The sequence below is a fragment of the Sediminimonas sp. genome (assembly GCF_024637375.1).
GTDB lineage: Bacteria > Pseudomonadota > Alphaproteobacteria > Rhodobacterales > Rhodobacteraceae > Sediminimonas.
Genome location: NZ_JAGXFK010000012.1, coordinates 1 through 26,526, shown reverse-complemented (window position 1 = coordinate 26,526; position 26,526 = coordinate 1). Strand labels below are relative to the sequence as shown.

28 protein-coding genes are annotated in these 26,526 nt (G+C 65.4%); 24 read left to right on the top strand and 4 right to left on the bottom strand.

Going from position 1 to position 26,526, the window contains the following annotated elements; genetic code table 11:
- The 22 genes from Q0L89_RS01655 to Q0L89_RS01550 form a co-directional block, all read left to right on the top strand.
- Positions 1 to 314: NADH-quinone oxidoreductase subunit C (locus tag Q0L89_RS01655; RefSeq protein WP_296762018.1), on the top strand; the 314-nt coding region annotated here is incomplete at its 5' end.
- Entirely contained in the window at positions 311 to 529 is a 219-nt protein-coding gene (locus Q0L89_RS01650; protein WP_296762017.1) for a hypothetical protein, read from the top strand. The genes Q0L89_RS01655 and Q0L89_RS01650, both read left to right, overlap by 4 nt.
- The gene (locus tag Q0L89_RS01645; RefSeq protein ID WP_296762016.1) at positions 529 to 1,743 is read left to right on the top strand and encodes an NADH-quinone oxidoreductase subunit D; all 1,215 of its coding nucleotides are present in this window, start codon (positions 529 to 531) and stop codon (positions 1,741 to 1,743) included. The genes Q0L89_RS01650 and Q0L89_RS01645 overlap by 1 nt, the downstream gene beginning before the upstream one ends.
- Before the next feature lie 105 nt (positions 1,744 to 1,848).
- Positions 1,849 to 2,895: an NADH-quinone oxidoreductase subunit NuoE gene (gene nuoE, locus Q0L89_RS01640; RefSeq protein ID WP_296762015.1), complete on the top strand. Its 1,047-nt coding sequence runs from the start codon at positions 1,849 to 1,851 to the stop codon at positions 2,893 to 2,895.
- A gap of 51 nt (positions 2,896 to 2,946) precedes the next feature.
- Positions 2,947 to 3,183, top strand: coding sequence for a DUF5337 domain-containing protein (locus Q0L89_RS01635; RefSeq protein ID WP_296762013.1), 237 nt, complete (start codon positions 2,947 to 2,949; stop codon positions 3,181 to 3,183).
- Between the two features lie 4 nt (positions 3,184 to 3,187).
- Positions 3,188 to 4,483, top strand: a complete 1,296-nt coding sequence (nuoF, locus tag Q0L89_RS01630; RefSeq protein WP_296762012.1) for an NADH-quinone oxidoreductase subunit NuoF — start codon at positions 3,188 to 3,190, stop codon at positions 4,481 to 4,483.
- Between the two features lie 3 nt (positions 4,484 to 4,486).
- Positions 4,487 to 4,861, top strand: a complete 375-nt coding sequence (locus Q0L89_RS01625; protein WP_296762010.1) for a hypothetical protein — start codon at positions 4,487 to 4,489, stop codon at positions 4,859 to 4,861.
- Positions 4,858 to 5,304 carry a DUF5333 domain-containing protein gene (locus tag Q0L89_RS01620; RefSeq protein WP_296762008.1) on the top strand — a complete coding sequence of 149 codons (447 nt, stop codon included), beginning with the start codon at positions 4,858 to 4,860 and terminating at the stop codon, positions 5,302 to 5,304. The genes Q0L89_RS01625 and Q0L89_RS01620 overlap by 4 nt, the downstream gene beginning before the upstream one ends.
- A 6-nt stretch (positions 5,305 to 5,310) precedes the next feature.
- Positions 5,311 to 7,332: an NADH-quinone oxidoreductase subunit NuoG gene (gene nuoG / locus Q0L89_RS01615; RefSeq protein ID WP_296762006.1), complete on the top strand. Its 2,022-nt coding sequence runs from the start codon at positions 5,311 to 5,313 to the stop codon at positions 7,330 to 7,332.
- Positions 7,332 to 7,730, top strand: coding sequence for a hypothetical protein (locus Q0L89_RS01610; protein WP_296762004.1), 399 nt, complete (start codon positions 7,332 to 7,334; stop codon positions 7,728 to 7,730). Before nuoG ends, Q0L89_RS01610 begins: the two co-directional genes overlap by 1 nt.
- 7 nt (positions 7,731 to 7,737) lie before the next feature.
- Positions 7,738 to 8,775, top strand: a complete 1,038-nt coding sequence (nuoH, locus tag Q0L89_RS01605; RefSeq protein WP_296762002.1) for an NADH-quinone oxidoreductase subunit NuoH — start codon at positions 7,738 to 7,740, stop codon at positions 8,773 to 8,775.
- Positions 8,776 to 8,778: 3 nt separating this feature from the next.
- Positions 8,779 to 8,976, top strand: coding sequence for a hypothetical protein (locus tag Q0L89_RS01600; protein WP_296762000.1), 198 nt, complete (start codon positions 8,779 to 8,781; stop codon positions 8,974 to 8,976).
- Positions 8,973 to 9,464: an NADH-quinone oxidoreductase subunit NuoI gene (nuoI, locus tag Q0L89_RS01595; RefSeq protein ID WP_296761998.1), complete on the top strand. Its 492-nt coding sequence runs from the start codon at positions 8,973 to 8,975 to the stop codon at positions 9,462 to 9,464. The genes Q0L89_RS01600 and nuoI overlap by 4 nt, the downstream gene beginning before the upstream one ends.
- Positions 9,461 to 9,868: a carboxymuconolactone decarboxylase family protein gene (locus Q0L89_RS01590; protein ID WP_296761996.1), complete on the top strand. Its 408-nt coding sequence runs from the start codon at positions 9,461 to 9,463 to the stop codon at positions 9,866 to 9,868. The genes nuoI and Q0L89_RS01590 overlap by 4 nt, the downstream gene beginning before the upstream one ends.
- Complete coding sequence (locus Q0L89_RS01585) at positions 9,865 to 10,473, top strand: NADH-quinone oxidoreductase subunit J (protein ID WP_296761994.1); 609 nt, start codon at positions 9,865 to 9,867, stop codon at positions 10,471 to 10,473. Before Q0L89_RS01590 ends, Q0L89_RS01585 begins: the two co-directional genes overlap by 4 nt.
- Positions 10,474 to 10,624: 151 nt before the next feature.
- Complete coding sequence (nuoK, locus tag Q0L89_RS01580) at positions 10,625 to 10,930, top strand: NADH-quinone oxidoreductase subunit NuoK (RefSeq protein WP_296761992.1); 306 nt, start codon at positions 10,625 to 10,627, stop codon at positions 10,928 to 10,930.
- Positions 10,931 to 10,934: 4 nt separating this feature from the next.
- Positions 10,935 to 13,049, top strand: coding sequence for an NADH-quinone oxidoreductase subunit L (nuoL, locus tag Q0L89_RS01575; protein WP_296761990.1), 2,115 nt, complete (start codon positions 10,935 to 10,937; stop codon positions 13,047 to 13,049).
- Entirely contained in the window at positions 13,049 to 14,596 is a 1,548-nt protein-coding gene (locus Q0L89_RS01570; protein WP_296761988.1) for an NADH-quinone oxidoreductase subunit M, read from the top strand. The genes nuoL and Q0L89_RS01570 overlap by 1 nt, the downstream gene beginning before the upstream one ends.
- Positions 14,597 to 14,613: 17 nt before the next feature.
- Complete coding sequence (gene nuoN / locus Q0L89_RS01565) at positions 14,614 to 16,053, top strand: NADH-quinone oxidoreductase subunit NuoN (RefSeq protein ID WP_296761986.1); 1,440 nt, start codon at positions 14,614 to 14,616, stop codon at positions 16,051 to 16,053.
- Between the two features lie 81 nt (positions 16,054 to 16,134).
- Entirely contained in the window at positions 16,135 to 16,884 is a 750-nt protein-coding gene (locus tag Q0L89_RS01560) for a biotin--[acetyl-CoA-carboxylase] ligase (protein WP_296761984.1), read from the top strand.
- 21 nt (positions 16,885 to 16,905) lie between these two features.
- A complete protein-coding gene (locus Q0L89_RS01555) occupies positions 16,906 to 17,685 on the top strand; it encodes a type III pantothenate kinase (RefSeq protein ID WP_296761983.1) in 780 nt (259 codons plus the stop codon).
- Positions 17,682 to 19,349, top strand: a complete 1,668-nt coding sequence (locus Q0L89_RS01550; protein WP_296761981.1) for a ribonuclease J — start codon at positions 17,682 to 17,684, stop codon at positions 19,347 to 19,349. The genes Q0L89_RS01555 and Q0L89_RS01550 overlap by 4 nt, the downstream gene beginning before the upstream one ends.
- Positions 19,350 to 19,475: 126 nt before the next feature.
- Here the strand turns inward: Q0L89_RS01550 and Q0L89_RS01545 are convergent, their stop codons facing one another.
- The 3 genes from Q0L89_RS01545 to Q0L89_RS01535 all read right to left on the bottom strand — a co-directional run bounded on the left by Q0L89_RS01545 (position 19,476) and on the right by Q0L89_RS01535 (position 22,541).
- The gene (locus tag Q0L89_RS01545) at positions 19,476 to 21,092 is read right to left on the bottom strand and encodes a DEAD/DEAH box helicase (RefSeq protein ID WP_296761979.1); all 1,617 of its coding nucleotides are present in this window, start codon (positions 21,090 to 21,092) and stop codon (positions 19,476 to 19,478) included.
- 236 nt (positions 21,093 to 21,328) lie between these two features.
- Positions 21,329 to 22,291: a glycosyltransferase family 2 protein gene (locus Q0L89_RS01540; protein ID WP_296761977.1), complete on the bottom strand. Its 963-nt coding sequence runs from the start codon at positions 22,289 to 22,291 to the stop codon at positions 21,329 to 21,331.
- Entirely contained in the window at positions 22,284 to 22,541 is a 258-nt protein-coding gene (locus tag Q0L89_RS01535; protein WP_296761975.1) for a hypothetical protein, read from the bottom strand. Before Q0L89_RS01535 ends, Q0L89_RS01540 begins: the two co-directional genes overlap by 8 nt.
- A gap of 238 nt (positions 22,542 to 22,779) precedes the next feature.
- Between Q0L89_RS01535 and Q0L89_RS01530 the strand changes: the two genes are divergently transcribed.
- Both Q0L89_RS01530 and Q0L89_RS01525 read left to right on the top strand, forming a co-directional pair.
- Complete coding sequence (locus tag Q0L89_RS01530; RefSeq protein WP_296761973.1) at positions 22,780 to 23,496, top strand: c-type cytochrome; 717 nt, start codon at positions 22,780 to 22,782, stop codon at positions 23,494 to 23,496.
- 76 nt (positions 23,497 to 23,572) lie between these two features.
- Positions 23,573 to 24,163: a NapC/NirT family cytochrome c gene (locus tag Q0L89_RS01525; RefSeq protein WP_296761971.1), complete on the top strand. Its 591-nt coding sequence runs from the start codon at positions 23,573 to 23,575 to the stop codon at positions 24,161 to 24,163.
- Between the two features lie 47 nt (positions 24,164 to 24,210).
- Here the strand turns inward: Q0L89_RS01525 and Q0L89_RS01520 are convergent, their stop codons facing one another.
- Positions 24,211 to 25,818 carry a peptide chain release factor 3 gene (locus Q0L89_RS01520; protein WP_296761969.1) on the bottom strand — a complete coding sequence of 536 codons (1,608 nt, stop codon included), beginning with the start codon at positions 25,816 to 25,818 and terminating at the stop codon, positions 24,211 to 24,213.
- Positions 25,819 to 26,526: the final 708 nt, after the last annotated feature.

Below are 26,526 nucleotides of genomic sequence, written 5' to 3'. Positions count from 1 at the left end.
AGATGTGTATAAGAGACAGGCCGAGGGGTGCCAACTGGTTCGAGCGCGAGGTCTTCGACATGTTCGGCATCCTGTTCACCGGCCATCCCGACCTGCGCCGGATCCTGACCGACTACGGTTTCCGGGGACATCCGCTCAGGAAGGACTTCCCGACCACCGGGTATACCGAGGTGCGCTATGACGAGGCGCAGAAGCGCATCGTCTACGAGCCCGTGAACCTGGTGCAGGAATACCGCCAGTTCGACTTCATGTCGCCTTGGGAAGGGGCCGAACACATCCTGCCCGGCGACGAGAAACAGGAGGGCGCGAAATGATGGGCGCAGGCTATGGTTACGGAATGGACATGGGAGCTTTCGGATTGATCTGGTTCATCGTCTTCGCCGCATTGATCGTAATCCCGTTCTGGCGGCTGCTGCCGAAGTTCGGTATCCCCAACTGGGTGGCGCTGCTGTCGATCATCCCGCTGGTGGCATTGATCCTCCTGTGGGTGATCGCGTTCAAGGACAAGATCGACGGGGAGCGCGGCTGATGGACGGCTCCAAAGGCTTCGACGACGCCCTGACGGGCGAGCAGAAGATCCGCAATTTCAACATCAACTTCGGGCCGCAGCACCCGGCAGCGCACGGCGTTCTGCGTCTGGTGCTTGAACTCGACGGCGAGATCGTCGAGCGCTGCGATCCCCATATCGGCCTGCTCCATCGCGGCACCGAAAAGCTGATGGAAAGCCGCACCTACCTTCAGAACCTGCCTTATTTCGATCGTCTGGATTACGTCGCGCCGATGAACCAGGAACACGCCTGGTGCCTGGCGATCGAGCGGTTGACAGGGGTGCAGGTGCCGCGCCGGGCCTCGCTCATCCGGGTGCTTTATTCCGAGATCGGGCGCATCCTCAGCCACCTGCTCAACGTCACCACGCAGGCCATGGACGTAGGCGCGCTGACGCCGCCGCTGTGGGGCTTCGAGGAACGCGAAAAGCTGATGGTCTTCTACGAGCGGGCCTGCGGCGCGCGCCTGCACGCGGCCTATTTCCGCCCCGGCGGCGTCCACCAGGACCTGCCGCCCGCGCTGCTGGACGATATAGAAGAATGGGCCGGCCATTTCCCGACCGTTCTCGACGACATCGAGACGCTGCTGACCGAGAACCGCGTCTTCAAGCAGCGCAACGTCGATATCGGCGTGGTCACCGAACAGGATATCCAGGACTGGGGCTTTTCGGGCGTCATGGTGCGCGGCTCGGGGCTTGCGTGGGATTTGCGCCGGTCGCAGCCCTATGAATGCTATGACGAGTTCGACTTCCAGATCCCCGTCGGCAAGAACGGCGACTGCTACGACCGCTACCTGGTGCGCATGGCCGAGATGCGCCAGTCGACCCACATCATCCAGCAGGCAATAACCAAGCTGCGCCAGGAGCCCGGCGATATACTGACGCGCGGCAAGATCACGCCGCCCAAGCGCGGCGAGATGAAGACGTCGATGGAGGCGCTCATCCATCACTTCAAGCTTTACACCGAGGGCTTCCACGTTCCCGAGGGCGAGGTTTACGCCGCCGTCGAGGCGCCCAAGGGCGAGTTCGGCGTCTACCTCGTGGCCGATGGCACCAACCGCCCCTACCGCGCCAAGATCCGCGCGCCGGGCTACCTGCACCTGCAGGCGATGGACCACGTCGCAAGCGGCCATCAACTGGCCGATGTGGCCGCCATCATCGGCACGATGGATGTCGTGTTCGGGGAGATCGACAGGTGAGCGTGCATTTCCGTGGCGATCTTCATCTTTCCAGAAATACTCCCGCCGGAGGCGCCCGCACTCGCGGCCCGCGCTGCGGCCTGATATCCGAGGACTGACCGAGCCATGTTGCGCCGTTTGCATCACGACCAACCCGATAGCTTCGCCTTCACGCCCGACAACCTGACATGGGCCGAGGCGCAGATCACCAAGTATCCCGAGGGCCGCCAGGCCAGCGCCGTCATCCCGCTGCTGTGGCGCGCGCAGGAGCAGGAGGGCTGGCTTTCCCGCCCGGCGATCGAATACGTCGCCGACATGCTGGGCATGGATTACATCCGCGCGCTCGAGGTGGCGACCTTCTACTTCATGTTCCAGCTTTCGCCGGTGGGCGCGGTCGCGCATGTGCAGGTCTGCGGCACCACGCCGTGCATGCTGTGCGGGTCGGAAAACCTGGTCGCGGTGTGCCGCGAAAAGATCGCCGCCTCTCCCCACGAGATCAGCGCCGATGGCAAGCTGAGCTGGGAAGAGGTCGAATGCCTCGGCGCCTGTGCCAACGCGCCGATGGCACAGATCGGCAAGGATTACTACGAAGACCTGACCGCCGAAAGCCTTGCCCATATCCTTGACGAACTGGTCGCGGGCCGGGTGCCCGTGCCGGGGCCGCAGGCGGGGCGCTATGCCTCGGAACCCGCAAGCGGGCTGACCAGCCTGCGCGATCACGAGGCCGGCCGCGCGCCGCACAACGCATCGGTCGCGCGGGCGCTGGACCTGGGCGATACCGTCAAGCGGATCGACGGCAGCGAGGTGCCGGTCACCGCGCCGTGGCTGGGCAAGGGCAGCGCGCCCTCCGGCAAGGCCGACGCGCCGCCGCCGAAACGCGCGGCGACGGCGCCGGCTGCCGGGCCCGCCGTCCCCGAAAGCGGCACCGGCACCAAGCCCGCGCTGTTGGAGCGGCCGCGCGAAGGTGGCGCCGACGATCTCAAGCAGATCAAGGGCGTCGGGCCCAAGCTCGAGAAGCTGCTCAACGAGAACGGCATCTACCACCTCGACCAGGTCGCCGGCTGGAGCGCCGACGAGGTCGCCTGGGCCGACGAGAACCTGGTCGGCTTCAAGGGCCGCGCCAGCCGCGACGACTGGGTCGGGCAGGCGCGCAAGCTGACCCGCGGCGAATGACACGACCCGGCGCGCACCCTGTGTGGCGCGTGCCGCGAACAAGGATGGATCATGGCGAGCGAGCAAGAACGGCAACAGGCGCGCAAGGGGCGCATCGCGGCCCTGGTCATCGCGGGGGCGATGGTGCTGTGGCTGGCGCTGCAATGGGTGGGCCAGCAGATGGATTGGCCCGCGCGCTATGCGTTCCTGATAGATTTCGCCGCGCTCGCCGCGCTGATCTGGGCTCTGGTGGTCAGCGTGCAGATCTGGCGCGCGCGCCGCGACGACAACGCAAACGGGCAGGGGTAATCTGATGCTCAAGGACCAGGACCGTATATTCACCAACCTCTACGGCATGCATGACCGCACGCTGAAGGGGGCGATGGCGCGCGGCGCCTGGGATGGTACCGGCGACATCATCAAGAAGGGGCGCGACTGGATCGTCCAGGAAATGAAGGACAGCGGCCTGCGTGGGCGCGGCGGCGCCGGATTTCCGACCGGGCTCAAGTGGTCCTTCATGCCCAAGGAAAGCGACGGGCGCCCGGCCTACCTGGTGGTCAATGCCGACGAGTCCGAGCCGGGCACCTGCAAGGACCGCGAGATCATGCGCCACGATCCGCACACCCTGATCGAGGGCTGCCTGATCGCCTCTTTCGCGATGAACGCGCATGCCTGCTACATTTACATCCGCGGTGAATACATCCGCGAGCGCGAGGCGCTGCAAGCCGCCATCGACGAGGCCTACGCGGCCGGCCTGCTGGGCCGCAACGCGGCCAAATCGGGCTGGGATTTCGACCTTTACCTGCACCACGGCGCCGGTGCCTATATCTGCGGCGAGGAAACCGCCCTGCTGGAAAGCCTCGAAGGAAAGAAGGGCATGCCGCGGATGAAGCCCCCCTTCCCGGCGATGGCGGGGGTCTACGGGTGCCCGACCACGGTCAACAACGTCGAATCCATCGCCGTGGCGCCCACGATCCTGCGCCGTGGCGCGTCGTGGTTCGCGGGCTTTGGCCGGCCCAACAACTTCGGCACCAAGATTTTCGCGGTCTCGGGCCACGTCAACACCCCCTGCGTCGTCGAAGAGGAAATGTCGATCCCGTTCAAGGAGTTGATCGACCGGCATTGCGGTGGCGTGCGCGGCGGCTGGGATAACCTCAAGGCGGTGATCCCGGGGGGCTCGTCGGTGCCGGTGGTGCCGGGCGCGGCGATGCGCGACGGCATCATGGATTTCGACTGGCTGATGGAGCAGAAATCCGGCCTCGGCACCGCGGCGGTGATCGTGATGGACCAGTCCACCGACATCGTCAAAGCGATCTGGCGGCTGGCCAAGTTCTACAAGCACGAAAGCTGCGGCCAGTGCACGCCCTGCCGCGAGGGTACCGGCTGGATGATGCGGGTGATGGAGCGGCTGGTCAACGGCGAGGCCGAGATCGAGGAGATCGACATGCTCTTCGACGTCTCCAAGCAGGTCGAAGGGCACACGATCTGTGCCCTGGGCGACGCGGCGGCGTGGCCGATCCAGGGCCTGATCCGCCATTTCCGCGGCGAGATCGAGGACCGCATCAAGGCACGCAAGACCGGCGGCGTCAGCGCCGTGGCGGCGGAGTAGGCAATGCTGCGAAGGATGGCAAATTTCGCGCTTCTGGCGGCCCTGGCCCTGGGTGGGGTGAGCGGGTGCAGCGCGGTGCGCGACCGTGTCGCCGCGATCGGCGGCGGCAGCGATGTGCGCTTCGATGGCAACCGCTACCGCGCGGCGCTGGATGCGCCGCGCGATGACCGCATGGCCTTTACCGTGACCGTGTCGGATGCCGCTGGCGCGCGTCTGGCGGGCGCCCGCGAGGCGGGGCGTTTCGAGGCCACCAAGCATTGCATCGCGCGCACCGGCAGCTCGCGCGTGGTCTGGGGCGCCGGCGGGCCGGCTGCCCCGGCCGAGGCGCTGGCGCTCGAAGGCGGCACGCTGACCATGACGGGCAGGTGCGAGGGATGACGGGTGCGCGCCGCATATCGTTGCGCGCCGCCGCCGTGGTCGCGGCCGTGCTGATGGCGCTTGCCGTTCCCGTGCAGGCCGCGGTGGCCGCCGGCAGCGAGCTGCCGCCGCTGCGCGAGGTCGATGAGATCGACAACGGGTTGCTGTGGGTGGCGCTGGCCGACGAGATTCGCAAGTCGTGCGACGACATCGACGCGCGCATGCTGACGGCGCTGTGGTACCTGAACTCGCTCAAGAGCACCGCGCGCGAGATGGGCTACAACCGTGACCAGGTGCGTGCCTATCTCAAGTCGGACGAGGAAAAGGCGCGCATGCGGGCGCGGGGCGAGGCCTATCTCGCCGCGCATGGTGTCGAACCCGGCGACGAGGCGGGTTTGTGCAAGTTGGGCCGCGCCGAGATCGACAGAAACAGCCGGATCGGCGCATTACTGAAAGCGAAGTGAGATCCCATGTCCGAGAAACGCAAGATCATCATCGACGGCAAGGAAATCGAGGTCGATCCGCGCCTGACGCTGATCCAGGCCTGCGAGGAGGCCGGCATCGAGATCCCGCGCTTTTGCTACCACGAGCGGCTGTCGATCGCCGGCAACTGCCGGATGTGCCTGGTCGAGGTGCAGCCCGGACCGCCGAAGCCGGCGGCAAGTTGCGCGATGCAGGTCAAGGACATGCGCCCATTTCCCGATGGCGAGCCGCCGCAGGTCAAGACCAACAGCCCCATGGTCAGGAAGGCCCGCGAGGGGGTGATGGAATTTCTGCTGATCAACCATCCGCTCGATTGCCCGATCTGCGACCAGGGCGGCGAATGCGACCTGCAGGATCAGGCAGTGGCCTACGGGGTGGATTTCTCGCGCTTCCGCGAGCCCAAGCGCGCGACCGAGGATCTCGACCTCGGCCCGCTGGTGGAAACGCACATGACGCGGTGCATTTCGTGCACCCGCTGCGTGCGCTTCACCACCGAGGTGGCCGGCGTCGCGGTGATGGGCCAGACCGGCCGCGGCGAGGATGCCGAGATCACCACCTACCTGGGCGCGGTGATCGACAGCAACCTGCAGGGCAACATCGTCGATCTGTGCCCGGTGGGGGCGCTGACCAACAAGCCCTACGCCTTTACCGCGCGGCCGTGGGAATTGACCAAGACCGAGACCATCGACGTGATGGATGCGCTCGGCTCCAACACCCGGGTCGATACCAAGGGCCGCGAGGTCATGCGTATCCTGCCGCGCAACCATGACGGCGTGAACGAGGAATGGATTTCCGACAAGACCCGCCAGGTGGTCGACGGGCTGCGCCGCCAGCGGCTCGACCAGCCTTACGTGCGCGAGGATGGCCGCCTGCGCCCGGCGACCTGGGCGCAGGCGCTGCAAAAGGCCGCCGGCGCGATCAACGGGGCGACCAGGCTGGCCGGCCTGGTGGGCGATCTGGCCCCGGTCGAGGCGGTCTTCGCGCTCAGGCAACTGGTCGAGGGGCAGGGCGGCACGGTCGAATGCCGCACCGATGGCGCGCGCCTGCCCGCCGGTAACCGCGCGGGCTATGTCGGCACGGCGCGGATCGAGGATATCGACAGCGCCGAGATGATCCATTTGATCGGCACCAACCCGGCGGTCGAGGCGCCGGTGCTGAACGCACGCATCCGCAAGGCATGGCTGCGCGGTGCGCAGGTCGGCCTGGTGGGGCAGGCGGCAGACCTGACCTATGATTACGTGCATGTGGGCACCGATCGTGCGGCGCTGGAAAGCCTGTCGTCCGGGGATGTAGGCGCAACGCGCGACAAGCCGTCGGTGGTGATCGTCGGCATGGGGGCCCTGTGCGAGGCCGACGGCGCCGCCGTTCTGGGCCACGCGATGAAACTGGCCGAGAACAGCAATTCCAAGCTGATGGTGCTGCACACCGCCGCCGGCCGCGTCGGCGCGATGGACGTGGGCGCGGTGACCGAGGGCGGCATCGAGGCCGCGCTTGATGGCGCCGACGTGATCTACAACCTGGGCGCCGACGAGGTCGAGATCGCCGATGGCGCCTTCGTCATCTACCAGGGCAGCCACGGCGACCGCGGCGCGCACCGCGCCGACGTGATCCTGCCCGCCGCCGCCTGGACCGAGGAAAATGGCCTGTTCGTCAATACCGAGGGGCGCCCGCAATTGGCGATGCGCGCGGGCTTCGCCCCCGGCGAGGCCAAGGAAAACTGGGCCATCCTGCGCGCGCTTTCGGGCGAGCTGGGCGCGACCCTGCCCTGGGACAGCCTGGCGCAGTTGCGTCAGCGCATGGTCGCCGACGTGCCGCACCTGGCCGACGTGGACGCGGTGCCCGGCAACGACTGGGCAGCCGTCCCGGCCGAGCCAATGGGCAAGGCCGATTTCCGTCTGGCGATCGGTGATTTCTGGCTGACCAACCCGATCGCGCGGGCCAGCCCGCTGATGGCCGAGATGTCGGCGCGCGCCAAGGCGCGCGGCACCCGGTCGGTGGCGGCCGAGTGATGATGCGCGCGGGCTTCATATCGCCCCTGGCGGTGGTCGTGGCCACGGCGGTCGCGGGTTGCGAGCAAGGCCCGCGCGCCGACGCGCCCGCGCCCGACTACATGGGTGTCGAGACGCGCCTGCTGGAGGGCGACCTGGTCAATTTCCGGGTCGCGATGCGCAACCCGGGCGACGCGGATGGCGTGGACGCCTACGCGCGCTGCGCCGCGGCGCAATACGCGCTGATCCGGGGCTACGGTTTTGCCCGGCATCTGCGCACGAATGTCGAGCACGAGGGTGGCCTTTGGCGCGGAGATGCGGTTTACACCATCTCGGCGCAGCTACCACGCGGAATGCGCACCATCGACGCCGAAGTCGTTGTCGCCCATTGCGCAGAGAACGGAATACCGACGGTGTGAGGACCTGATGGCTGAATTCTTTACAACACCTTTCGGGATCGCAGTCCTGATCGTGGCGCAATGTCTGGCGGTCGTGGCCTTCGTCATGATCAGCCTCCTGTTCCTCGTCTGGGGCGATCGCAAGGTCTGGGCCGCGGTGCAAATGCGGCGGGGCCCCAACGTGGTGGGCACCTTCGGGCTCCTGCAATCGGTGGCGGATGCGCTGAAATACGTGGTCAAGGAGGTCGTGATTCCCGCCGGGGCCGACAAGACGGTGTTCATCCTCGCGCCGCTGACCAGTTTCGTGCTGGCGATCCTGGCCTGGTCGGTTATTCCGTTCAACGACGGCTGGGTACTCAGCGACATCAACGTGGCGATCCTGTTCGTTTTCGCCGTGTCCTCGCTCGAGGTCTACGGCGTGATCATGGGCGGCTGGGCCAGCAACTCGAAATACCCGTTCCTTGGCAGCCTGCGCTCGGCGGCGCAGATGATTTCCTACGAGGTCAGCATCGGGCTGATCATCATCGGGGTGATCATCTCGACCGGCAGTTTGAATTTCGGCGACATCGTGCGCGCGCAATCGGGCGATTACGGCTTTTTCAACTGGTACTGGCTTCCGCACCTGCCGATGGTGTTCCTGTTCTTCATCTCGGCACTGGCGGAAACCAACCGCCCGCCCTTCGACCTGCCGGAGGCGGAATCCGAACTGGTGGCGGGGTTCATGGTGGAATATTCCTCGACGGCCTACCTGTTGTTCATGGCCGGCGAATACATCGCCATTTTCCTGATGTGTGCGCTCATGTCGCTGCTGTTTTTCGGCGGCTGGCTCAGCCCCATTCCCGGGCTGCCCGACGGGGTGCTGTGGATGGTCGGCAAGATGGCCTTCTTCTTCTTCATCTTCGCGATGATCAAGGCGATAACGCCGCGCTACCGCTATGACCAGTTGATGCGCATCGGCTGGAAGGTGTTTCTGCCCATGAGCCTGGGCTGGGTGGTGTTCGTGGCCTTCGCGGCGAAATTCGACTGGTTCTGGGGCGCCTTCGCCCGCTGGGGCACGGGGAGCTGAGGCATGAGGGTTGACTGCACCCTTTTCACGCGGCTGGTGGATCTGTCCACGCGCTTTCTGCTGCGCGACGGGCGCTTGCTGATGTTGGCGGGGCGCGACGAGGCGCGGATGCACCTGACCCGCGAGGTCGAGCAGACCGCGCAGAGCGACTACGTGACCAAATGGAATGAGCACGAAACCCTCAGGGAGGGAATGGCATGAGCATGGACTACACGCGCGCGGTCAAGTATTTTCTGCTGGCTGACTTCGTCAAGGCGTTCGGGCTCGGCCTGCGCTATTTCTTCGCACCCAAGTCGACGCTCAACTACCCGCACGAAAAGGGGCCTCTGAGCCCGCGCTTTCGCGGCGAGCACGCGCTCAGGCGCTACCCCAACGGCGAGGAACGCTGCATCGCCTGCAAGCTGTGCGAGGCGATCTGCCCGGCGCAGGCAATCACCATCGACGCCGAACCCCGCGAGGATGGCTCGCGCCGCACCACGCGCTATGACATCGACATGACCAAGTGCATCTATTGCGGCTTCTGCCAGGAGGCCTGCCCGGTGGATGCCATCGTCGAAGGCCCCAATTTCGAATTCGCCTCCGAAACCCGCGAGGAACTGTTCTACAACAAGGAAAAGCTGCTCCAGAACGGCGACCGCTGGGAAGCCGAGATCGCCCGCAACCTCGAACTGGACGCGCCCTACAGATGAGCGACGAGAAATCCCCTTTCGAGCTGATGATGGCCCAGGCGCAGGAGATGGCGAAAGCCGTCAACCCGGCGCTGGAATCGTTCTCGCCCAAGGCGTTCGAGGACATGTGGCCGACCATGCCGCGCGATTTCATGGAAATGAGCTTCGGCAAGGGAATCAGCCGCGACGGGCTTGACGCGAAAACGCGGCTGCTTCTGACGCTGGCGGGGTTGACCATGCAGGGCGCACAGAGCGATACGCAGGTGCGGCTGACCGTGCGCCACCTGCTTGAGGCTGGCGCCACCCGTGACGAGATAGCCGAGACCATCGCGCAGATGTCGATGTTCGCCGGCATTCCCGCCATGACCCGCGCGATGGAACTGGCCCGCGCGGTCATGGAAGAACAAGAGGACGACGGAACATGACCATTGCAGCACTCGCCTTCTACCTGTTCGCGATCAGCGCCCTTGCCGGCGGGTTGTTCACCGTCATCAGCCGCAACCCGGTGCATTCGGTGCTGTGGCTGATCCTGGCATTCATCAGCTCGGCAGGGCTGTTCGTGCTGCTGGGGGCCGAGTTCGTGGCGATGCTGCTGGTCATCGTCTACGTGGGCGCGGTGGCGGTGCTGTTCCTGTTCGTGGTCATGATGCTCGATGTCGATTTCGCCGAACTGAAGGCCGAAATGGCCCGCTACATGCCGCTGGCGCTGCTGATCGCGCTGGTGCTGCTGATGCAGTTCGGCATTGCCTTCGGCGCCTGGCAGAGCGCCGATGGCGCCCAGGCCGCGCGCGCCGCGGTGACGCCCGAGAACACCACCAACACCGCCGCCCTGGGGATGCTGCTTTACGACCGGTATTTCCTGCTGTTCCAGCTGGCCGGGCTGATCCTGCTGGTGGCGATGATTGGCGCGATCGTTCTGACGCTGCGCCACCGCCCGGATATCAAGCGCCAGGACGCCCTTGCGCAGATGTACCGCGACCCGGCCAAGGCGCTGGAACTGAAGGACGTGCGACCGGGGCAGGGCCTCTAAAAGGCCCTGCCCCGCCCCGGACCTGATCCGGGGCCTTTGGGGGCAAAGAGATCCCGGGTCAGGCCCGGGATGACGATGGGAACAAGTGTTCCGGCAACGCCCGGGGCGACGCGCAAAGACGACAAACGGGTGATTACCCGGAGGGACAGAGATGATCGGACTTGAACATTACCTGACAGTCGCCGCGGCGCTGTTCGTGATCGGAATCTTCGGGCTTTTCCTCAACCGGAAGAACGTCATCATCCTGCTGATGTCGATCGAGCTGATGCTGCTTTCGGTGAACATCAACCTGGTGGCCTTTTCCAGCTTCCTCGGCGATCTGGTCGGGCAGGTTTTCGCGCTGTTCGTGCTTACCGTCGCCGCCGCCGAGGCGGCGATCGGGCTGGCGATCCTGGTGTGCTTCTTCCGCAACCGCGGCACCATCGCCGTGGAAGACGTCAACGTGATGAAAGGCTGACACCATGACAAGCATCATCTTGTTCGCGCCGCTGGTGGGCGCCATCATCGCGGGGTTCGGGTGGCGGATCATCGGCGACAAGGGCGCGCAGTGGCTCACGACCGGGCTGCTGTTCCTGTCGGCGCTGCTGTCGTGGATCGTCTTTCTGGGGCTGGACGCCGCGACCGTGCAGCATGTCCAGATCCTGCGCTGGATCGAAAGCGGCACGCTGAGCGCCGACTGGGCGATCCGGCTGGACCGGCTGACCGCGATCATGCTGATCGTGGTCACCACGGTGTCGGCGCTGGTGCACCTCTATTCCGTGGGCTACATGGCCCACGACCAGAATTTCAAGGAATCCGAAAGCTACCGGCCGCGCTTCTTCGCCTACCTGTCGTTCTTCACCTTCGCGATGCTGATGCTGGTGACCTCCGACAACCTGGTGCAGATGTTCTTCGGCTGGGAAGGCGTCGGGCTGGCCTCCTACCTGCTGATCGGCTTCTATTACCGCAAGCCAAGCGCCAACGCCGCCGCGATCAAGGCGTTCGTGGTCAACCGGGTGGGCGATTTCGGTTTCGCGCTCGGTATCCTGGCGCTGTTCTTCCTGACCGACTCGATCCGCTTCGACGATGTATTCGCCGCCGCGCCTGAGCTGGCGCAGACGCAACTGACCTTCCTGTGGGGCGAATGGAACGCCGCCAACCTGATCGCGTTCCTGCTGTTCGTGGGCGCCATGGGCAAGTCGGCGCAACTGTTCCTGCACACCTGGCTGCCCGACGCGATGGAAGGCCCGACGCCGGTGTCGGCGCTGATCCATGCCGCCACCATGGTCACTGCGGGGGTGTTCCTGGTCTGCCGCATGTCGCCGCTGATGGAATACGCCCCCGAGGCGATGAACTTCGTGGTGTTCATCGGCGCCTCGACGGCCTTTTTCGCCGCCACGGTGGGGCTGGTGCAGAACGACATCAAGCGCGTGATCGCCTATTCGACCTGTTCGCAGCTTGGCTACATGTTCGTGGCCGCGGGTGTGGGCGTCTACTCGGTGGCGATGTTTCACCTGCTCACGCACGCCTTTTTCAAGGCGATGCTGTTTCTCGGCGCCGGGTCGGTCATCCACGGCATGCACCATGAACAGGACATGCGCCATTACGGCGGGCTGCGCCACAAGATGCCCTATACCTTCTGGGCGATGCTGGTGGGCACGCTGGCGATCACCGGGGTGGGCATCCCGCTGACGACGATCGGTTTTGCCGGGTTTCTCAGCAAGGACGCGATCATCGAAAGCGCCTGGGCCGGTACGCAGGGCGGGTATGGCTTCTGGATTCTGGTCATCGCCGCGGCGTTCACCAGCTTCTATAGCTGGCGGCTGATGTTCATGACCTTCTGGGGCAAGCCGCGCGGCGACAAGCACACCCACGAGCACGCGCACGAAAGCCCGATGGTGATGCTGGTGCCGCTGGGCGCGCTGGCGATCGGGGCGGTTTTTGCCGGCATGGTCTGGTACGGCAGCTTCTTCGGCGACCACGCACAGGTGAACCGGTTCTTCGGCATCCCGGCGCAGCATGAAACGGCTACGGATGCAGGGAACGGCGAAGCAGACGCCATGGCGGCGGATGAGGCCACGGCAGAAGCTGCCGCCGCCGTTGCCAGCGACGATCCCGCCGCCGACGTGGCACCCGCGATGGCGCCGCAGGGGGCGATCTACATGGCGCCCGACAACCATGTCATGGACGAGGCCCACCACGCGCCGGTGTGGGTCAAGGTCAGCCCCTTCATCGCCATGCTGGGCGGGCTGCTGGTGGCCTGGTGGTTCTACATCGTCAACCCGGCAATGCCGCGCAAGCTGGCGGAAAATCAACGGCCGCTGTACCTGTTCCTGCTCAACAAGTGGTACTTCGACGAGCTGTACGATGTGGTCTTCGTCCGGCCGGCCAAGGCCATTGGCGCCCTGTTGTGGAAACGCGGCGACGGTCGCGTGATCGACGGGACGATCAACGGGGTCGCCATGGGGATCGTGCCCTTCCTCACCCGGCTCGCGGGGCGGGCGCAGTCGGGCTACATCTTCACCTATGCCTTCGCCATGGTGCTGGGCATCGTGATCCTGGTCACCTGGATGACGTTTATCGGAGGGGCGCAGTAATGGATAACCTTCTTTCCATCGTCACCTTCACGCCGGCGCTCGCGGCGCTGATACTGGTGCTGTTCCTGCGCGGCGATGACGCCGCCGCGCGGCGCAACGCCAAGTGGCTGGCGCTGATCGCCACCAGCGCGACATTCCTGGTGTCGCTGTTCATCCTGGTGCAGTTCGACCCCGCCGATACCGGCTTTCAGTTCGTGGAAGAGCGCGACTGGCTGCTGGGCCTCGAGTACAAGATGGGCGTCGACGGGATCAGCGTGCTGTTCGTGCTGCTGACCACCTTCATCATGCCGCTGACCATCGCCGCGTCGTGGAACGTGACCACGCGGGTCAAGGAATACATGATCGCCTTCCTGCTGCTGGAGACGCTGATGCTGGGCGTCTTCATGGCGCTCGACCTAGTGTTGTTCTACCTGTTCTTCGAGGGCGGGCTCATTCCGATGTTCCTGATCATCGGCATCTGGGGCGGCAAGGAACGGATCTACGCCAGCTTCAAGTTCTTCCTCTATACCTTCCTCGGCTCGGTGCTGATGCTGGTGGCGATGGTGGCGATGTTTGCCGACGCGGGCACCACCGACATCCCGACGCTGCTGGCACACCAGTTCGACGCCGGCACGTTCTCGATCCTCGGGATCCAGATCGTGGGCGGGATGCAGACGCTGATGTTCCTGGCCTTCTTCGCCAGTTTCGCGGTCAAGCTGCCGATGTGGCCGGTGCATACCTGGCTGCCGGATGCGCACGTGCAGGCGCCCACCGGCGGGTCGGTGCTGCTGGCGGCGATCCTGTTGAAGATGGGCGGCTACGGATTCCTGCGCTTCAGCCTGCCGATGTTCCCCATCGGGGCCGAGGTGCTGACGCCGCTGGTGCTGTGGCTGTCGGTGATCGCCATCGTCTACACCTCGCTGGTGGCATTGGCGCAGACGGACATGAAAAAGCTGATCGCCTACAGCTCGGTCGCGCACATGGGCTATGTCACGATGGGCATCTTCGCGGCCAACCAGCAGGGCATCGACGGGGCCATCTTCCAGATGCTCAGCCACGGTTTCATCGCTGGCGCGCTGTTCCTGTGCGTGGGCGTGATCTATGACCGGATGCACACGCGCGAGATCGACGCCTATGGCGGGCTGGTCAACCGCATGCCGGCCTATGCGCTGATCTTCATGTTCTTCACCATGGCCAATGTCGGCCTGCCCGGCACCTCCGGCTTCGTCGGCGAATTCCTGACGCTGGTCGGCGTGTTCCAGGTCAACACCTGGGTGGCGGCGGTGGCGGCGACCGGGGTGATCCTGTCGGCGTCCTACGCGCTGTGGCTCTACCGGCGGGTGGTGCTGGGCGATCTGATCAAGGAAAGCCTCAAGGCGATCACCGACATGAGCCGGCGTGAAAAGGCCATTTTCGCGCCGCTGGTGGCGATGACCCTGATCCTCGGGGTCTACCCGGCGCTGGCGCTCGACATCATCGGTCCCTCGGTCGAGGCGCTGATCCAGAACCACGAAACGGCGCTTGCCGCCGGCACCGAGCCGGCGATGCAGGTGGCCGCGACGCATTGAACGGGGAGCCCTGAGCGATGATCCAGGCTGATCTGAACACTATCCTGCCCGAAGTGGTGCTGGCGGTCTACGCGATGGTCGCGCTGCTGGTGGCGGCCTATTCCGGCAAGGATGCCCTCGCCAGTGCGCTGACATGGCTGACCGCGGCGCTGATGGCGGTTCTGGCCGCATGGATCGGTTTCGGCGGCAGTGGCACCACCGTCGCCTTTCACGGCATGTTCCACGACGACGGCTTCGCCCGTTTCGCCAAGGTGGCGGTGCTGCTGTCGGCGGCGTCGGTGCTGGTGATCGGCCGCGACTACATGGCCCGCCGTGACATACTGCGGTTCGAATACCCGGTCCTGGTGGCGCTCAGCGTCGCGGGGATGATGATGATGGTCAGCGCCGGCGACCTGATCGCGCTCTACATGGGGCTGGAGCTGCAATCGCTGGCGCTCTATGTGGTCGCGGCGCTGCGTCGCGACAGCGTGAAATCCACCGAGGCGGGGCTGAAATACTTCGTTTTGGGCGCGCTCAGCTCGGGGCTGCTGCTTTACGGCGCGTCGCTGATCTATGGCTTTGCCGGGACCACCACATTTGACGGGATCATCGTCGCCGCCGGCGCCGGGCAGACGCCGGTCGGGCTTCTGTTCGGGCTGGTGTTCGTGATCGCCGGGCTTGCGTTCAAGGTCTCGGCGGTGCCGTTCCACATGTGGACGCCGGATGTCTACGAAGGCGCGCCGACCCCGATCACCGCGTTCTTTGCCACCGCGCCGAAGGTCGCCGCGATGGCGCTGCTGGCGCGGGTACTGCACGATGCCTTCGGCGGCGTCAGCGCCGACTGGGGGCAGGTCATCGCGGTGCTGTCGTTGCTGTCGATGTTCCTGGGCGCGATCGCGGCGATCAGCCAGACAAACATCAAGCGCCTGATGGCCTATTCGTCGATCGCACATATGGGCTATGCGCTGATGGGGCTGGCCGCGGGCACCGCGTTCGGCGTGCAGGCGATGCTGATCTACATGGCGATCTACGTCACCATGAACGTCGGCACTTTCGCCTTTATCCTGGGGATGGAGCGCGACGGTCGCCCGGTGACCGAGATCGCCAGCCTCAACCTCTATGCCCGGCAGGAACCGGGGCGCGCGCTGGCGATGCTGATCCTGATGTTCAGCCTTGCGGGCGTGCCGCCGCTGGTGGGCTTCTTCGGCAAGTTCTACGTGTTGCGGGCCGCCTACGAGGCAGGCTTCGCGTGGCTGGCCGTGGCCGGGGTGATCGCCTCGGTAATCGGCGCGTTCTATTACCTGCGGATCGTCTATTACATGTATTTCGGCGAAGAGGGCGAGGGGCTCGACAAGATGCAGTCGCCGGTTCTGTGGGGGTTTCTGACCGCGTCGGCGGTGGCGATGGTGCTGGGGGTGGTCAACCTGTTCGGCATCGAAGGGGCAGCCGCGGCGGCGGCGGCGACGCTTGTCAACTGATCCACGCTGCGTGGCGGCGCGGCTCACCCCGGCCGGGGTGGCGCGGCCCACCCCGGCCGGGGTGGCGAGGGGCCGGCGCGGATGACGGGCTGGCCGGCGGGATATGACCGCGTCGTGCTGGACGAGGTCGACAGCACGCTCGACGAGGCCGCACGCCGGACCCCCGCGATGGCGGCGCCGACATGGGTCATGGCGCATCACCAGAGCGCCGCGCGCGGCCGCCGGGGGCGCGCATGGCAAAGCCCCGCGGGGAACTTCGCCGCCACGCTGGTATTGCCCGACGTGCAGCCGGGTGTTCTGGCGGCGCTGCGGTCTTTCGTGGCGGCGCTGGCGCTGTTCGACGCCTTCGTTGCAGCCACCGGACGCGCCGAGCCCTTCGCCCTGAAATGGCCCAACGACGTCCTGCTCAATGGCGGCAAGGTGGCCGGCATCCTGCTGGAATCGGTGGCGCGGCCCGGCGCGGCGCCGGGGCTGGCGGTGGGGATCGGGGTGAACCTGCTCGCCGCGCCCCCGCCCGGGACGTTGGAAGCGCGTGCGCTGACGCCGGTGGCGCTGACGCCCGAAACCGGCGCGCGGGTGACGCCCGACGAATTCCTGGCGCTGCTGGCGGGCGCCTTCGACCGGCACGAGGCACACCTGCGCCAGAGCGGTTTCGCGCCACTGCGGCTGGCCTGGCTGGACCGGACGGCGCGACTGGGGGAAGAGATCGTCGCACGCCTTCCCGGCGAAGAGGTGCGCGGCCGGTTCGAGACGGTGGACCCGACCGGCCAACTTGTCCTATCTACGCCGCACGGCCGCCGGGTCATCGCGGCGGCGGATGTGTTTTTCTGAACCTGCAGAAGGGGGCGCGGCATGCTTCTGGCAATCGACTGCGGCAATACCAACACCGTGTTCTCGATCTGGGATGGCGCGCGCTTTCGCTGCATCCTGCGCACCTCGACCGAACATCAGCGCACCGCCGACCAGTATTACGTGTGGATCAGCACTCTGCTCAACCATCACCGCATTCCGCTGGATATCAACGCGGTGATCATCAGCTCGACGGTGCCGCGCGTTGTCTTCAACCTGCGGGTGCTGGCCGACCGCTATTTCAATTGCCGCCCGCTTGTGGTAGGCAAGCCCGAATGCCTGCTGCCGGTGCACCCGCGCGTCGACGAGGGCACCACCGTGGGCCCCGACCGCCTTGTCAACGCGGCCGGCGCCTATGACCGCTACGGCGGCGACCTGATCGTGGTGGATTTCGGCACCGCGACCACCTTTGACGTGGTGGCCCATGACGGCGCTTATGTCGGCGGGGCGATCGCGCCGGGCGTCAACCTGAGCCTTCAGGCGCTGCACGAGATGGCGGCGGCACTGCCGCATGTGGATGTGACCAAGCCGCAAAAGGTGATCGGCACCAACACCGTGGCGTGCATGCAATCCGGCGTGTACTGGGGCTATGTCGGGCTGGTGCGGGGCATCTGTGAACAAATCCGGGCCGAGTACGCCCGCCCGATGACGATCGTATCAACCGGAGGGCTGGCGCCCCTGCTCGGGCAGGGCGACCGGCTTTTCGATTATTTCGACGAACATCTGACAATCCATGGCCTGACGGTCATTCATCAATACAACAAGGAACAGGACAACATATGAGCAACGAGAGACTGATCTACCTTCCCCTCGGTGGCGCGGGGGAGGTGGGCATGAACGCCTATATCTATGGCTACGGCCCCGAGGACGACGAACGTCTGATTCTCGTCGACCTGGGCTTGACCTTCCCCAACATGGACACCTCTCCGGGGGTTGACCTGATATTGCCCGATATCGCCTGGCTGGAAGAGCGGCGCGATCGGCTGGAGGCGATATTCATCACCCACGCGCACGAGGACCATGTCGGCGCCGTGGGCCATCTTTACGACCGCCTCGGCGCCCCGATCTACGCGCGCGCCTTCACCAGCAACATCGCGCGCGGCAAGATGGCCGAGTTCGGCTACTCCGAAAAGGCGGTCAAGACGGTGGCGCCATGGCCCGAAACGGTCAAGGCCGGGCCGTTCACGGTCAGCTTTGCGCCGATCTCGCATTCGATCCCGGAATGTTCGGCGCTGGTTATCGACACGCCCGAAGGCCGGGTGGTGCATTCCGGCGACTTCAAGCTCGACGACAACCCCACCGTGGGCGAGGCATTCGATCCCGACCTTTACGCACAGATCGGCGGCGACGGCATCCGGGCGCTGGTGTGCGACTCGACCAACGTGTTCAACCTGCACGAGGGACGCTCGGAAAGCAGCGTGGCACAGCCGATCGAGGACCTGGTCGCCGCCGCCCCCGGCATGGTGGTGGCCACCACCTTCGCCAGCAACGTGGCGCGGCTCAAGACCCTGGCCGAGGCCGGCGAGCGCGCCGGCCGCTCGATTTGCATGATGGGCCGGGCGATGCGGCGGATGATCGAGGCGTCGATCGAGTCGCGTGTTCTCGACGACTTCCCCAAGGTCGTCAGCCCCGAGGAAGCCCGCGATCTACCGCGCGACAGCCTGATGCTGATCGTGACCGGCAGCCAGGGCGAGCGCCGCGCCGCCAGCGCGCAGCTTGCCAGCGGTAAGTACCAGGGGATGCGGCTGAAGGAGGGGGATACCTTCCTGTTTTCGTCCAAGACGATCCCGGGCAACGAGCGCGGGGTGATCAGCGTGGTCAACCAACTCAGCGAAAAGGGCGTCGATGTGGTCGATGACACGATGGGGCACTACCACGTATCGGGCCACGCCAACCGCCCCGACCTGGAGCGGGTGCACACGCTGCTCAAGCCGCAGATGATCATCCCCATGCATGGCGAGCACCGGCACCTGCGCGAACACGCGAAACTGGCGCAGGGCAAGGGGCTGCAATCGCTGATCGCGGTCAACGGCACCATGGTCGTGCTGGGCGCGTCCGGTCCGAAAGTGGCCGGATATGTCGAGACCGGGCGCACCTACCTGGACGGCACCGTCAAGTACGGGGCCCTCGACGGTGTCGTGCGAGACCGGATTCGCATGGCGCTCAACGGGCATGTGCTGGTCACCCAGATACTCGACGAAGACGGCGCGACATTGGGCGACCCGTGGTGCGAGCTGCGCGGGCTGGCGGAGACGGGCCGCTCGAACGCGCCGCTGGTCGAGGTGCTGGAAGATGACCTCGCCCGGATGCTGGGCCAGGCCGACGCGCGGACGCTGGCCGACGACGACAAACTGGAAGAGGCCATGCGCCGTACCGTGCGCAACAGCGCCCAGAACGAGATCGGCAAGAAACCCGAGGTGACGGTTGTGATCAGCCGTCTTCAGTAGGGCGGCGACCGGCGATGCGCCCGCCCCGAGAATGAAAGAAAGGGCCCCCGCTGGTGCGGGGGCCCTTTTCATTTCGTGTCGCGGCATTGGCGCCGTCGCCGCCGGGGGGGCGGCGCGAGCGAACGCTCAGCCGGCGCTGCGTTCTTCGAAACTCAGCGCGATGAAACTGGGCAAATGGTCGCCCATGCCCACGACCTTGCCGCCGCCATTGCCGTTCTTGCCCTTGTCCTGCCCACCCGACTTGCGGCGGTTGCGGCCATGGGGAACGTTGTCTTCGGCGGGTTTTTCACCGGCGGTGTTCGCGGGCGCGGCGTCCGGTGCTGCGGCTTCCTGCTGCGGTGACTCGGCGGGTGCCTCCGGTGCCTCGGTGGGTGCCTGCGGTGCCGGCGCGGCCGTGTTGGCGTCTGCGGCGGTGTCATCCGCCGCGGCGGGCGCATCGACCGGTGGCTTGGGTTTGCGGCTCCGGCTACGCCTCGGTTTGCCCTTGGCCTCGGCTTCGCCCTTGGCGGGCGCGGGGGCATCTTCGCGCGCTTCGTGTGCCTGTGTCTGTGCGTCGGCGGTGGCCGTGGTTTCGGCCGGTGCGCCCGCGGCCGGCGCGAGCGGGTTGTCGAGGCGCGGGATTTCCTTTTGCAGAAGCCGCTCGACATCTTCGAAGTTCTTTTCGTCGCGCGGCGTGCAGATCATGATCGCGGTGCCATCGCGTCCCGCGCGGCCGGTGCGCCCGATACGGTGCACGTAATCCTCGGCGTGGCTGGGCACGTCGAAATTGAAAATGTGGCTGACATCGGGAATGTCCAGTCCGCGCGCCGCCACGTCCGACGCCACTAGGAAGCGCAGCGTGCCGTCACGGAATGCGTCCAGCGTGCGGGTGCGCTGCGACTGTTCCAGGTCGCCATGGATCGGCGCCGCGTCAAGGCCGTATTTCTTCATCGACTTGGCGGTGGCGTCGACGTCGATCTTGCGGTTGCAGAAGATGATCGCGTTGCGACACTTGTCGCCTTCGCGCTCGATCAGCTCGCGCAACAGCTTGCGCTTCTCCGTGGCTTCGCGGTCCTTGCGGCTTGCCTTGAACATCACCACGCCCTGCGTGATCATCTCCGAGGCGGTGGCCTGTCGCGCGACCTCGACGCGCGCGGGCGCCGACAGGAAGGTGTTTGTGATCCGTTCGATTTCGGGCGCCATGGTGGCCGAGAAGAACAGCGTCTGCCGGGTGAATGGCGTGAGGCTGAAGATGCGCTCGATATCGGGGATGAAGCCCATGTCGAGCATCCTGTCGGCCTCGTCCACGACCATGATCTGAACGCCGGTGAGCAGCAGCTTGCCGCGCTCGAAATGGTCCAGCAGGCGGCCGGGCGTGGCGATCAGCACATCGACGCCCTTGTCGATCAGCTTGTCTTGTTCCTTGAAGCTCACGCCGCCGATCAGCAGCGCCTTGTTGAGCTTGAGGTATTTCGAATAGGTGTCGAAGTTTTCCGCCACCTGCGCCGCCAGTTCCCGCGTCGGGCACAGAACCAGGCTGCGCGGCATGCGCGCGCGCGCGCGGCCGCGCGCCAGCAGCGACAGCATCGGCAGGGTAAAACCGGCCGTCTTGCCGGTGCCGGTCTGCGCGATGCCCAAAACGTCGCGTCCTTCCAGGGCAGGGGGAATCGCCCCTTCCTGGATCGGGGTCGGGCTTTCGTAGCCCGCGTCTTCAACGGCTTTCAGAACCTTTGGGTTCAGGTTGAGATCGGAGAATTTTGTCATGTGTATCCGTTGTTTACGGACACGTCCCGGCCCGTAGCGTCTGATTTGGGTCGGGCCCGTGCGGCCCCGTGGACGATCCACGCTTGCGACCCACGGGCGCGTCGATACCCCATAGGCGTGTCAAGGTCAATGAAAGGCGTGTGCGACGGCCGGTCGCGACAGCGATTGCGCGTCGATAGTCTCCAGGATGGAAACGGCGGGGTTTTCGCGGGGTTTTGTTGCGCGCCTGGCGGCAATCACGCCGCGCCGGGAAAGTGGCGTGCGCGTTTCGCGTCCAGCGCCAGCGCATGGCTGCGCAGCAGGCCGTACTCGGCCAGTCGCGCGCGCAGCTCCGGTGTGGCGGTGCACACCTCGCGGAAAAAACGCCGCAGCATGTCCTCGCCGCCTTCGTCGATCAGGGCGTTGAGCATGTCGTGCATGTTCATCCCGCCCTCCTCGCGCGGCGCGTTCGGCTTCAACTCGGCCCGGTAAGACCCCTTTTCGAGCCGGAAATCGAGCGCGCGGCGGAATGCCTCCCACGTCGGGGCATGCAGGTGCAGAAGCTCGGTTTGCGGCAGTGCGCGTTCGCCCGGGTTTGTCTGGTCGCCCAGGAACACGTTGTGAATCTGAACCCTCAGGCCGGGGATGCCGGTGCGGTAGATCATCTTGCCGGCGACATGGCTGAGGAACCCGCCATTCGGCACGGCGCCGAAATCGCCGAAAACCGCGAGCGCCTGGCGGCGGCGCGTGGGCCGGTCGGGGGCGCAAGCCTTGAAATGGGTGATGTCGCCTGGGCCTTGCGGGGCCAGCGCCTCGACCGGCCGAATGCGCGCGCAATAGCAATCATCGGGTAGGCCGGCCAGTTGTGCGGCAAGGTCGGTTTGCGGCCAAAGGAATTCGTCGACGTCGATATGGGTCAGCCACTCCACATCGTCGGCGCGGGCATAGGCGTGGCGCGCGTTCTCGAACTGGCGCGCCTGGTGCTTGACGCGACGCTTGATTCCCAGCCGGCGCCAATAGGCATCGTCGGTCAGGGTGGGGCGGCATTTCGGGTGCGCCTTGAGCGCGTCGTACGCGGCGCGGTTGTCATCGTCGAGATAGATGAACAGCCGATGCGCGCCCAGGTCCAGGTGATGCGCGGCAAAGTTCAGCACCGCCTCGGCCGGCGCGCGGATGGTGGCCACAAGACCCCATTTCGGCAATGCGGGCGCCTCACGCATCGGGCAGGCCCTCGAAACCCTGATCCACCGCGGCGTCGTGGCCCGGTTTGCCGGTCGGCAGCACAGCGTGGGCGCGCAGTCGCCGCAGCCGAGTGAACACCGCGCGGTCGTCGCGGATCAACAGTTCCGGAAGGTGGCGCGCCAGCGGCGCCTCGCCGGGGCCACGACCCAGCGGTGTGCGCCGGCCCTCCACTTGGGTGACGATGGCGGGAAATCCGCCGGAATATGCGGGTCTGCCCCTGTGACTCATGGCGCGACAATGGCCGAGCGGTTCGTCGCGGACAAGCGGCAATCGGCCCGATCAGGGGCAGGGCTGTGCACGCAACTATTGAAAACATGTATCAAAAATTGGCAATTAGATAGTTATTGAAAATTGATCTGCCTCATGTGAATGATCAACTGCGAGGCATAAAATCGAGCTTATCCCCATTACGGGATCGGTTTTGCAGCCAAACCGGGTAAACGCTGCTCAGAAAGGGAGATTTGGCATGACAGTAGCATTTTCACGAGGCATCGGGCCTGCAATTGCGCTGGCCTCGGCGGTCGGCATGGTTGCCTCCACCATGGCCTTCGCGGCCGACGAGGGGTCGAACGCGCGCGGCGGTCGCCTCTATGACAAGTGGTACAAGGAAATCAAGGACAAGGCACCGACCGAGTCGCACAAGCTGTATCCGCAGGATGCCAACTACGCCGAGAAGGCGGGCAGCAACTGGCGCTGCAAGGAATGCCACGGCTGGGACGGCATGGGCGCGGATGGCGCCTATTCCAGCGGCAAGCACTTTACCGGGATCAAGGGGATCAACGGGATGAAAGGCGCCGACCCGGCCGATGTGGTGGCTATCCTCAAGGACGATGCCCACGGCTATGGCGATTATCTCTATGACGAAGAGCTGATGGACCTGGCCAATTTCGTCGTCGCGGGGCAGAGCGACTACTCCGACTACGTCAAGGACGGCAAGATCGTTGGGGACGTGGCCCGCGGCGAACAAGTGTACCGGACGGTTTGCGTCAACTGTCACGGCGCCGAAGGCAAGCAGCCCAAGGAAATGCCGATGCTCGGCTCGCTGACCGGCAATCCGTGGGAATTGATGCACAAGGTGCTCAACGGTCAGCCCGGTGAAACGATGCCGGCGTTGCGCGCCATCGATCACCAGGTCGCGGCCGATGTGATCGCCTATATCGACGCCGAGTTGCCAGCAGAGTGATCTGCACGACTACGGCAATTTTCCGGCCGGGCGCGTCATCGCGCCCGGTCGCCTGTTTCCTTGAAGGACTAAGCAAATGATACGCTTGATAAGGCGCCTGTGGCACTGGTTCACGCGGCCCAGTGTACTGTTCGGGCAGGGCGTTCTGTTGCTGATCGGCGGGATCGGCGGGATCATCTTCTGGGGTGGATTCCACACCGCGATGGAAGCCACGAACACGCTGGAATTCTGTATTTCCTATCACGAGATGCGCGATACCGTGTACCAGGAATACAAGACCACCGTGCACTACAAGAACGCATCGGGCGTGCGCGCCGTCTGCTCGGATTGCCACGTCCCGCACGAGTGGGGGCCCAAGGTGGTGCGCAAGATCAAGGCGTCGAAAGAGATCTGGGGCAAGCTGACCGGCACCATCAACACGCCCGAGAAGTTCGAGGCAAAGCGCGCCGAACTGGCGTCGCATGTATGGGAGGCGATGGAAGCGACCGATTCGCGTGAATGCCGGAACTGCCACAGTTTCGAAGCGATGGATTTCGAAAAACAGGGGCGGCGCTCACGCAGGAAGATGGAGGTTGTCGCCCTCGAAGGCCATGCGCCCGATGGGTCGTCCACCTGCATCGACTGCCACAAGGGCATCGCGCACAAACTCCCTGAAAAGAATGAATGACATGGGCAGTGGGCCGGCGGCACAGGCCGCCGTTCCCGCGCGCCCCGTCACACCATCATTTCCTTGGTCGCCGACAGGGTGACGGCGGGCCAGTCGCGTTCGACCCGGTCGATATCCCATTGCAGGCGCGTGAGGTAGACCAGGTCGCCGTCGTTGTCGTGGGCGATCTGGCCCTTGTTGGCCTCGGCGAAGCGGTCGACCTCCTTGCGCTCGCCGCCGACCCAGCGGGCCGAGGTGTACTGCGTCGGCTCGAAGCGTACCGGCAGGCCGTATTCCTGCTCGATCCGGCTGGCCAGCACTTCGAATTGCAAACCGCCCACGACGCCGACGATGAATCCCGACCCCATGCCGGGCTTGAATACCTTGGCGGCGCCTTCCTCGGCGAATTGCATCAATGCCTTTTCCAGGTGTTTGGCCTTCATCGGGTCGCCGGCGCGCGCGGTCTGCAACAGCTCGGGCGCGAAGGACGGGATGCCGGTGACCCGCAGCGCCTCGCCCTCGGTCAGGGTGTCGCCGATGCGCAATTGCCCGTGGTTGGGGATGCCGATGATGTCGCCGGCCCAGGCCTCTTCGGCCAGTTCGCGGTCGGAGGCCAGGAACATCACCGGCGCCGACACAGTCAGCGGCTTTTTCGTGCGCACCTGCGTGAGCTTCATGCCGCGCCGGAAATGCCCCGAGGCCATGCGCACGAAAGCGACCCGGTCGCGGTGCTTGGCATCCATGTTGGCCTGTACTTTGAAGACAAAGCCGCTGACCTTGTCTTCCTCGGGCAGAATCTGTCGCGGCGTGGCTTTCTGGGGCTGCGGCTCGGGGCCGTATCGGGCGATGCCGTCCATCAGTTCCTTGACCCCGAACGAGTTGATCGCCGAGCCGAACCAGATCGGCGTCATGTGCCCTTCGAGCACCGATTGCGGGTCGAGACGCGGCAGCAGCTCGCGCGCCATCTCGACCTCTTCGCGCAATTGCGCCCGCAGGTGTTCGGGTATGTTCTCGTCCAGCAGCGGATCGTCCAGGCCGTTGATCTGGATCGAGTCGGCCACCCGGTTGCGGTCGGCCCGGTCCATGAGTTCCAGCCGGTCGTTCAGCATGTCGTAGCAGCCCAGGAATTCGCGCCCCACCCCGATGGGCCAGCTTGCCGGCGTCACGTCGATGGCCAGGTTTTCCTGGATCTCGTCGATTATGTCGAAGGTGTCGCGGCTCTCGCGGTCCATCTTGTTGCAAAACGTCAGGATCGGCAGGTCGCGCAGGCGGCACACCTCGAACAGCTTGCGGGTCTGGCTTTCGACGCCCTTGGCGCCGTCGATCACCATGATCGCCGCGTCAACGGCGGTCAGCGTGCGGTAGGTATCCTCGGAAAAATCCGAGTGCCCGGGCGTATCCACCAGGTTGAACCGGTAGTGGCGGAAATCGAACGACATGGCCGAGGCCGAAACCGAAATGCCCCGGTCCTTTTCCATCGTCATGAAATCGCTGCGCGTGCGTCGCGCCTCGCCCTTGGCGCGCACCTGGCCGGCCATCTGGATCGCGCCACCGAAAAGCAGGAATTTCTCGGTCAGCGTGGTCTTGCCGGCGTCGGGGTGGCTGATGATGGCAAAGGTGCGGCGCCGGGCGATTTCGGCGGGCAGGTCGGGGCGGTTTGAATGGGTGTCCAGCATGGCCGCGCGTATAGGTGCCGTCCGCCGCTTTGGCAAGGAAATGCGCGCGGCCTGCCATGCGTACGCACCCTTGGCGCGCCGCGGTTCATCGGCAATGTTCACCACCTGACAGAAAGTTCCCAGTCTGCCTCTGGTGTGCCCTCGGTTTCTCGGAGCGAGCTTCGAGAAGCCGCAATGCGGGACGAAGCGGGCGCTTGGGTCGGTTTGGGAAGTGGTCAAGATTGGCCTGTTGCGGACATTGGGCAACCGGCTGATGTGCCGCGCGGTGCCCGACCGCCGGGTGGGCGCAGCAACGAATGTGGATTGCGCTTTATGCCCGCCAAATACCTCTTCGTTGTCATCAGCTTGATACGCTGCAAAAGCGCCCGCCCGAGGGGGCGGTCGGGCGCTGCGCGGCGGCGCGTTCCGCGCCTTGATTCCGCGCATTGGCGCCACGCCTCAATGTCCGCAACCGGCCACGCGCTGCCAATACCGCGCCGGCCTGATCCGGCGCAAAGGGCTCGAACCCGTCATCTGACCGTATCGCTCAAGGATGCTGGATAAGTGTCCGATACCTGCTTTATGGGGTATCTTATGTCAGGTGGCGAACACTAGCAGAAGACGCGGCACCTGGACCGCGTGACAAAGGGAATCGGCGCGATGATCGACAACGGCTTGGCCGGCACCCGCGGCGCGGCGCTGATGATCCAGGGCACCGGGTCGAATGTG

Excerpts from the sequence above, each read along its gene's own strand:
- Q0L89_RS01650 (WP_296762017.1), top strand. The coding sequence starts at position 311 with ATGATGGGCGCAGGCTATGGTTACGGAATGGACATGGGAGCTTTCGGA.
- Q0L89_RS01645 (WP_296762016.1), top strand. The coding sequence starts at position 529 with ATGGACGGCTCCAAAGGCTTCGACGACGCCCTGACGGGCGAGCAGAAG.
- nuoE (WP_296762015.1), top strand. The coding sequence starts at position 1,849 with ATGTTGCGCCGTTTGCATCACGACCAACCCGATAGCTTCGCCTTCACG.
- Q0L89_RS01635 (WP_296762013.1), top strand. The coding sequence starts at position 2,947 with ATGGCGAGCGAGCAAGAACGGCAACAGGCGCGCAAGGGGCGCATCGCG.
- nuoF (WP_296762012.1), top strand. The coding sequence starts at position 3,188 with ATGCTCAAGGACCAGGACCGTATATTCACCAACCTCTACGGCATGCAT.
- Q0L89_RS01625 (WP_296762010.1), top strand. The coding sequence starts at position 4,487 with ATGCTGCGAAGGATGGCAAATTTCGCGCTTCTGGCGGCCCTGGCCCTG.
- Q0L89_RS01620 (WP_296762008.1), top strand. The coding sequence starts at position 4,858 with ATGACGGGTGCGCGCCGCATATCGTTGCGCGCCGCCGCCGTGGTCGCG.
- nuoG (WP_296762006.1), top strand. The coding sequence starts at position 5,311 with ATGTCCGAGAAACGCAAGATCATCATCGACGGCAAGGAAATCGAGGTC.
- Q0L89_RS01610 (WP_296762004.1), top strand. The coding sequence starts at position 7,332 with ATGATGCGCGCGGGCTTCATATCGCCCCTGGCGGTGGTCGTGGCCACG.
- nuoH (WP_296762002.1), top strand. The coding sequence starts at position 7,738 with ATGGCTGAATTCTTTACAACACCTTTCGGGATCGCAGTCCTGATCGTG.
- Q0L89_RS01600 (WP_296762000.1), top strand. The coding sequence starts at position 8,779 with ATGAGGGTTGACTGCACCCTTTTCACGCGGCTGGTGGATCTGTCCACG.
- nuoI (WP_296761998.1), top strand. The coding sequence starts at position 8,973 with ATGAGCATGGACTACACGCGCGCGGTCAAGTATTTTCTGCTGGCTGAC.
- Q0L89_RS01590 (WP_296761996.1), top strand. The coding sequence starts at position 9,461 with ATGAGCGACGAGAAATCCCCTTTCGAGCTGATGATGGCCCAGGCGCAG.
- Q0L89_RS01585 (WP_296761994.1), top strand. The coding sequence starts at position 9,865 with ATGACCATTGCAGCACTCGCCTTCTACCTGTTCGCGATCAGCGCCCTT.
- nuoK (WP_296761992.1), top strand. The coding sequence starts at position 10,625 with ATGATCGGACTTGAACATTACCTGACAGTCGCCGCGGCGCTGTTCGTG.
- nuoL (WP_296761990.1), top strand. The coding sequence starts at position 10,935 with ATGACAAGCATCATCTTGTTCGCGCCGCTGGTGGGCGCCATCATCGCG.
- Q0L89_RS01570 (WP_296761988.1), top strand. The coding sequence starts at position 13,049 with ATGGATAACCTTCTTTCCATCGTCACCTTCACGCCGGCGCTCGCGGCG.
- nuoN (WP_296761986.1), top strand. The coding sequence starts at position 14,614 with ATGATCCAGGCTGATCTGAACACTATCCTGCCCGAAGTGGTGCTGGCG.
- Q0L89_RS01560 (WP_296761984.1), top strand. The coding sequence starts at position 16,135 with ATGACGGGCTGGCCGGCGGGATATGACCGCGTCGTGCTGGACGAGGTC.
- Q0L89_RS01555 (WP_296761983.1), top strand. The coding sequence starts at position 16,906 with ATGCTTCTGGCAATCGACTGCGGCAATACCAACACCGTGTTCTCGATC.
- Q0L89_RS01550 (WP_296761981.1), top strand. The coding sequence starts at position 17,682 with ATGAGCAACGAGAGACTGATCTACCTTCCCCTCGGTGGCGCGGGGGAG.
- Q0L89_RS01545 (WP_296761979.1), bottom strand. The coding sequence starts at position 21,092 with ATGACAAAATTCTCCGATCTCAACCTGAACCCAAAGGTTCTGAAAGCC.
- Q0L89_RS01540 (WP_296761977.1), bottom strand. The coding sequence starts at position 22,291 with ATGCGTGAGGCGCCCGCATTGCCGAAATGGGGTCTTGTGGCCACCATC.
- Q0L89_RS01535 (WP_296761975.1), bottom strand. The coding sequence starts at position 22,541 with ATGAGTCACAGGGGCAGACCCGCATATTCCGGCGGATTTCCCGCCATC.
- Q0L89_RS01530 (WP_296761973.1), top strand. The coding sequence starts at position 22,780 with ATGACAGTAGCATTTTCACGAGGCATCGGGCCTGCAATTGCGCTGGCC.
- Q0L89_RS01525 (WP_296761971.1), top strand. The coding sequence starts at position 23,573 with ATGATACGCTTGATAAGGCGCCTGTGGCACTGGTTCACGCGGCCCAGT.
- Q0L89_RS01520 (WP_296761969.1), bottom strand. The coding sequence starts at position 25,818 with ATGCTGGACACCCATTCAAACCGCCCCGACCTGCCCGCCGAAATCGCC.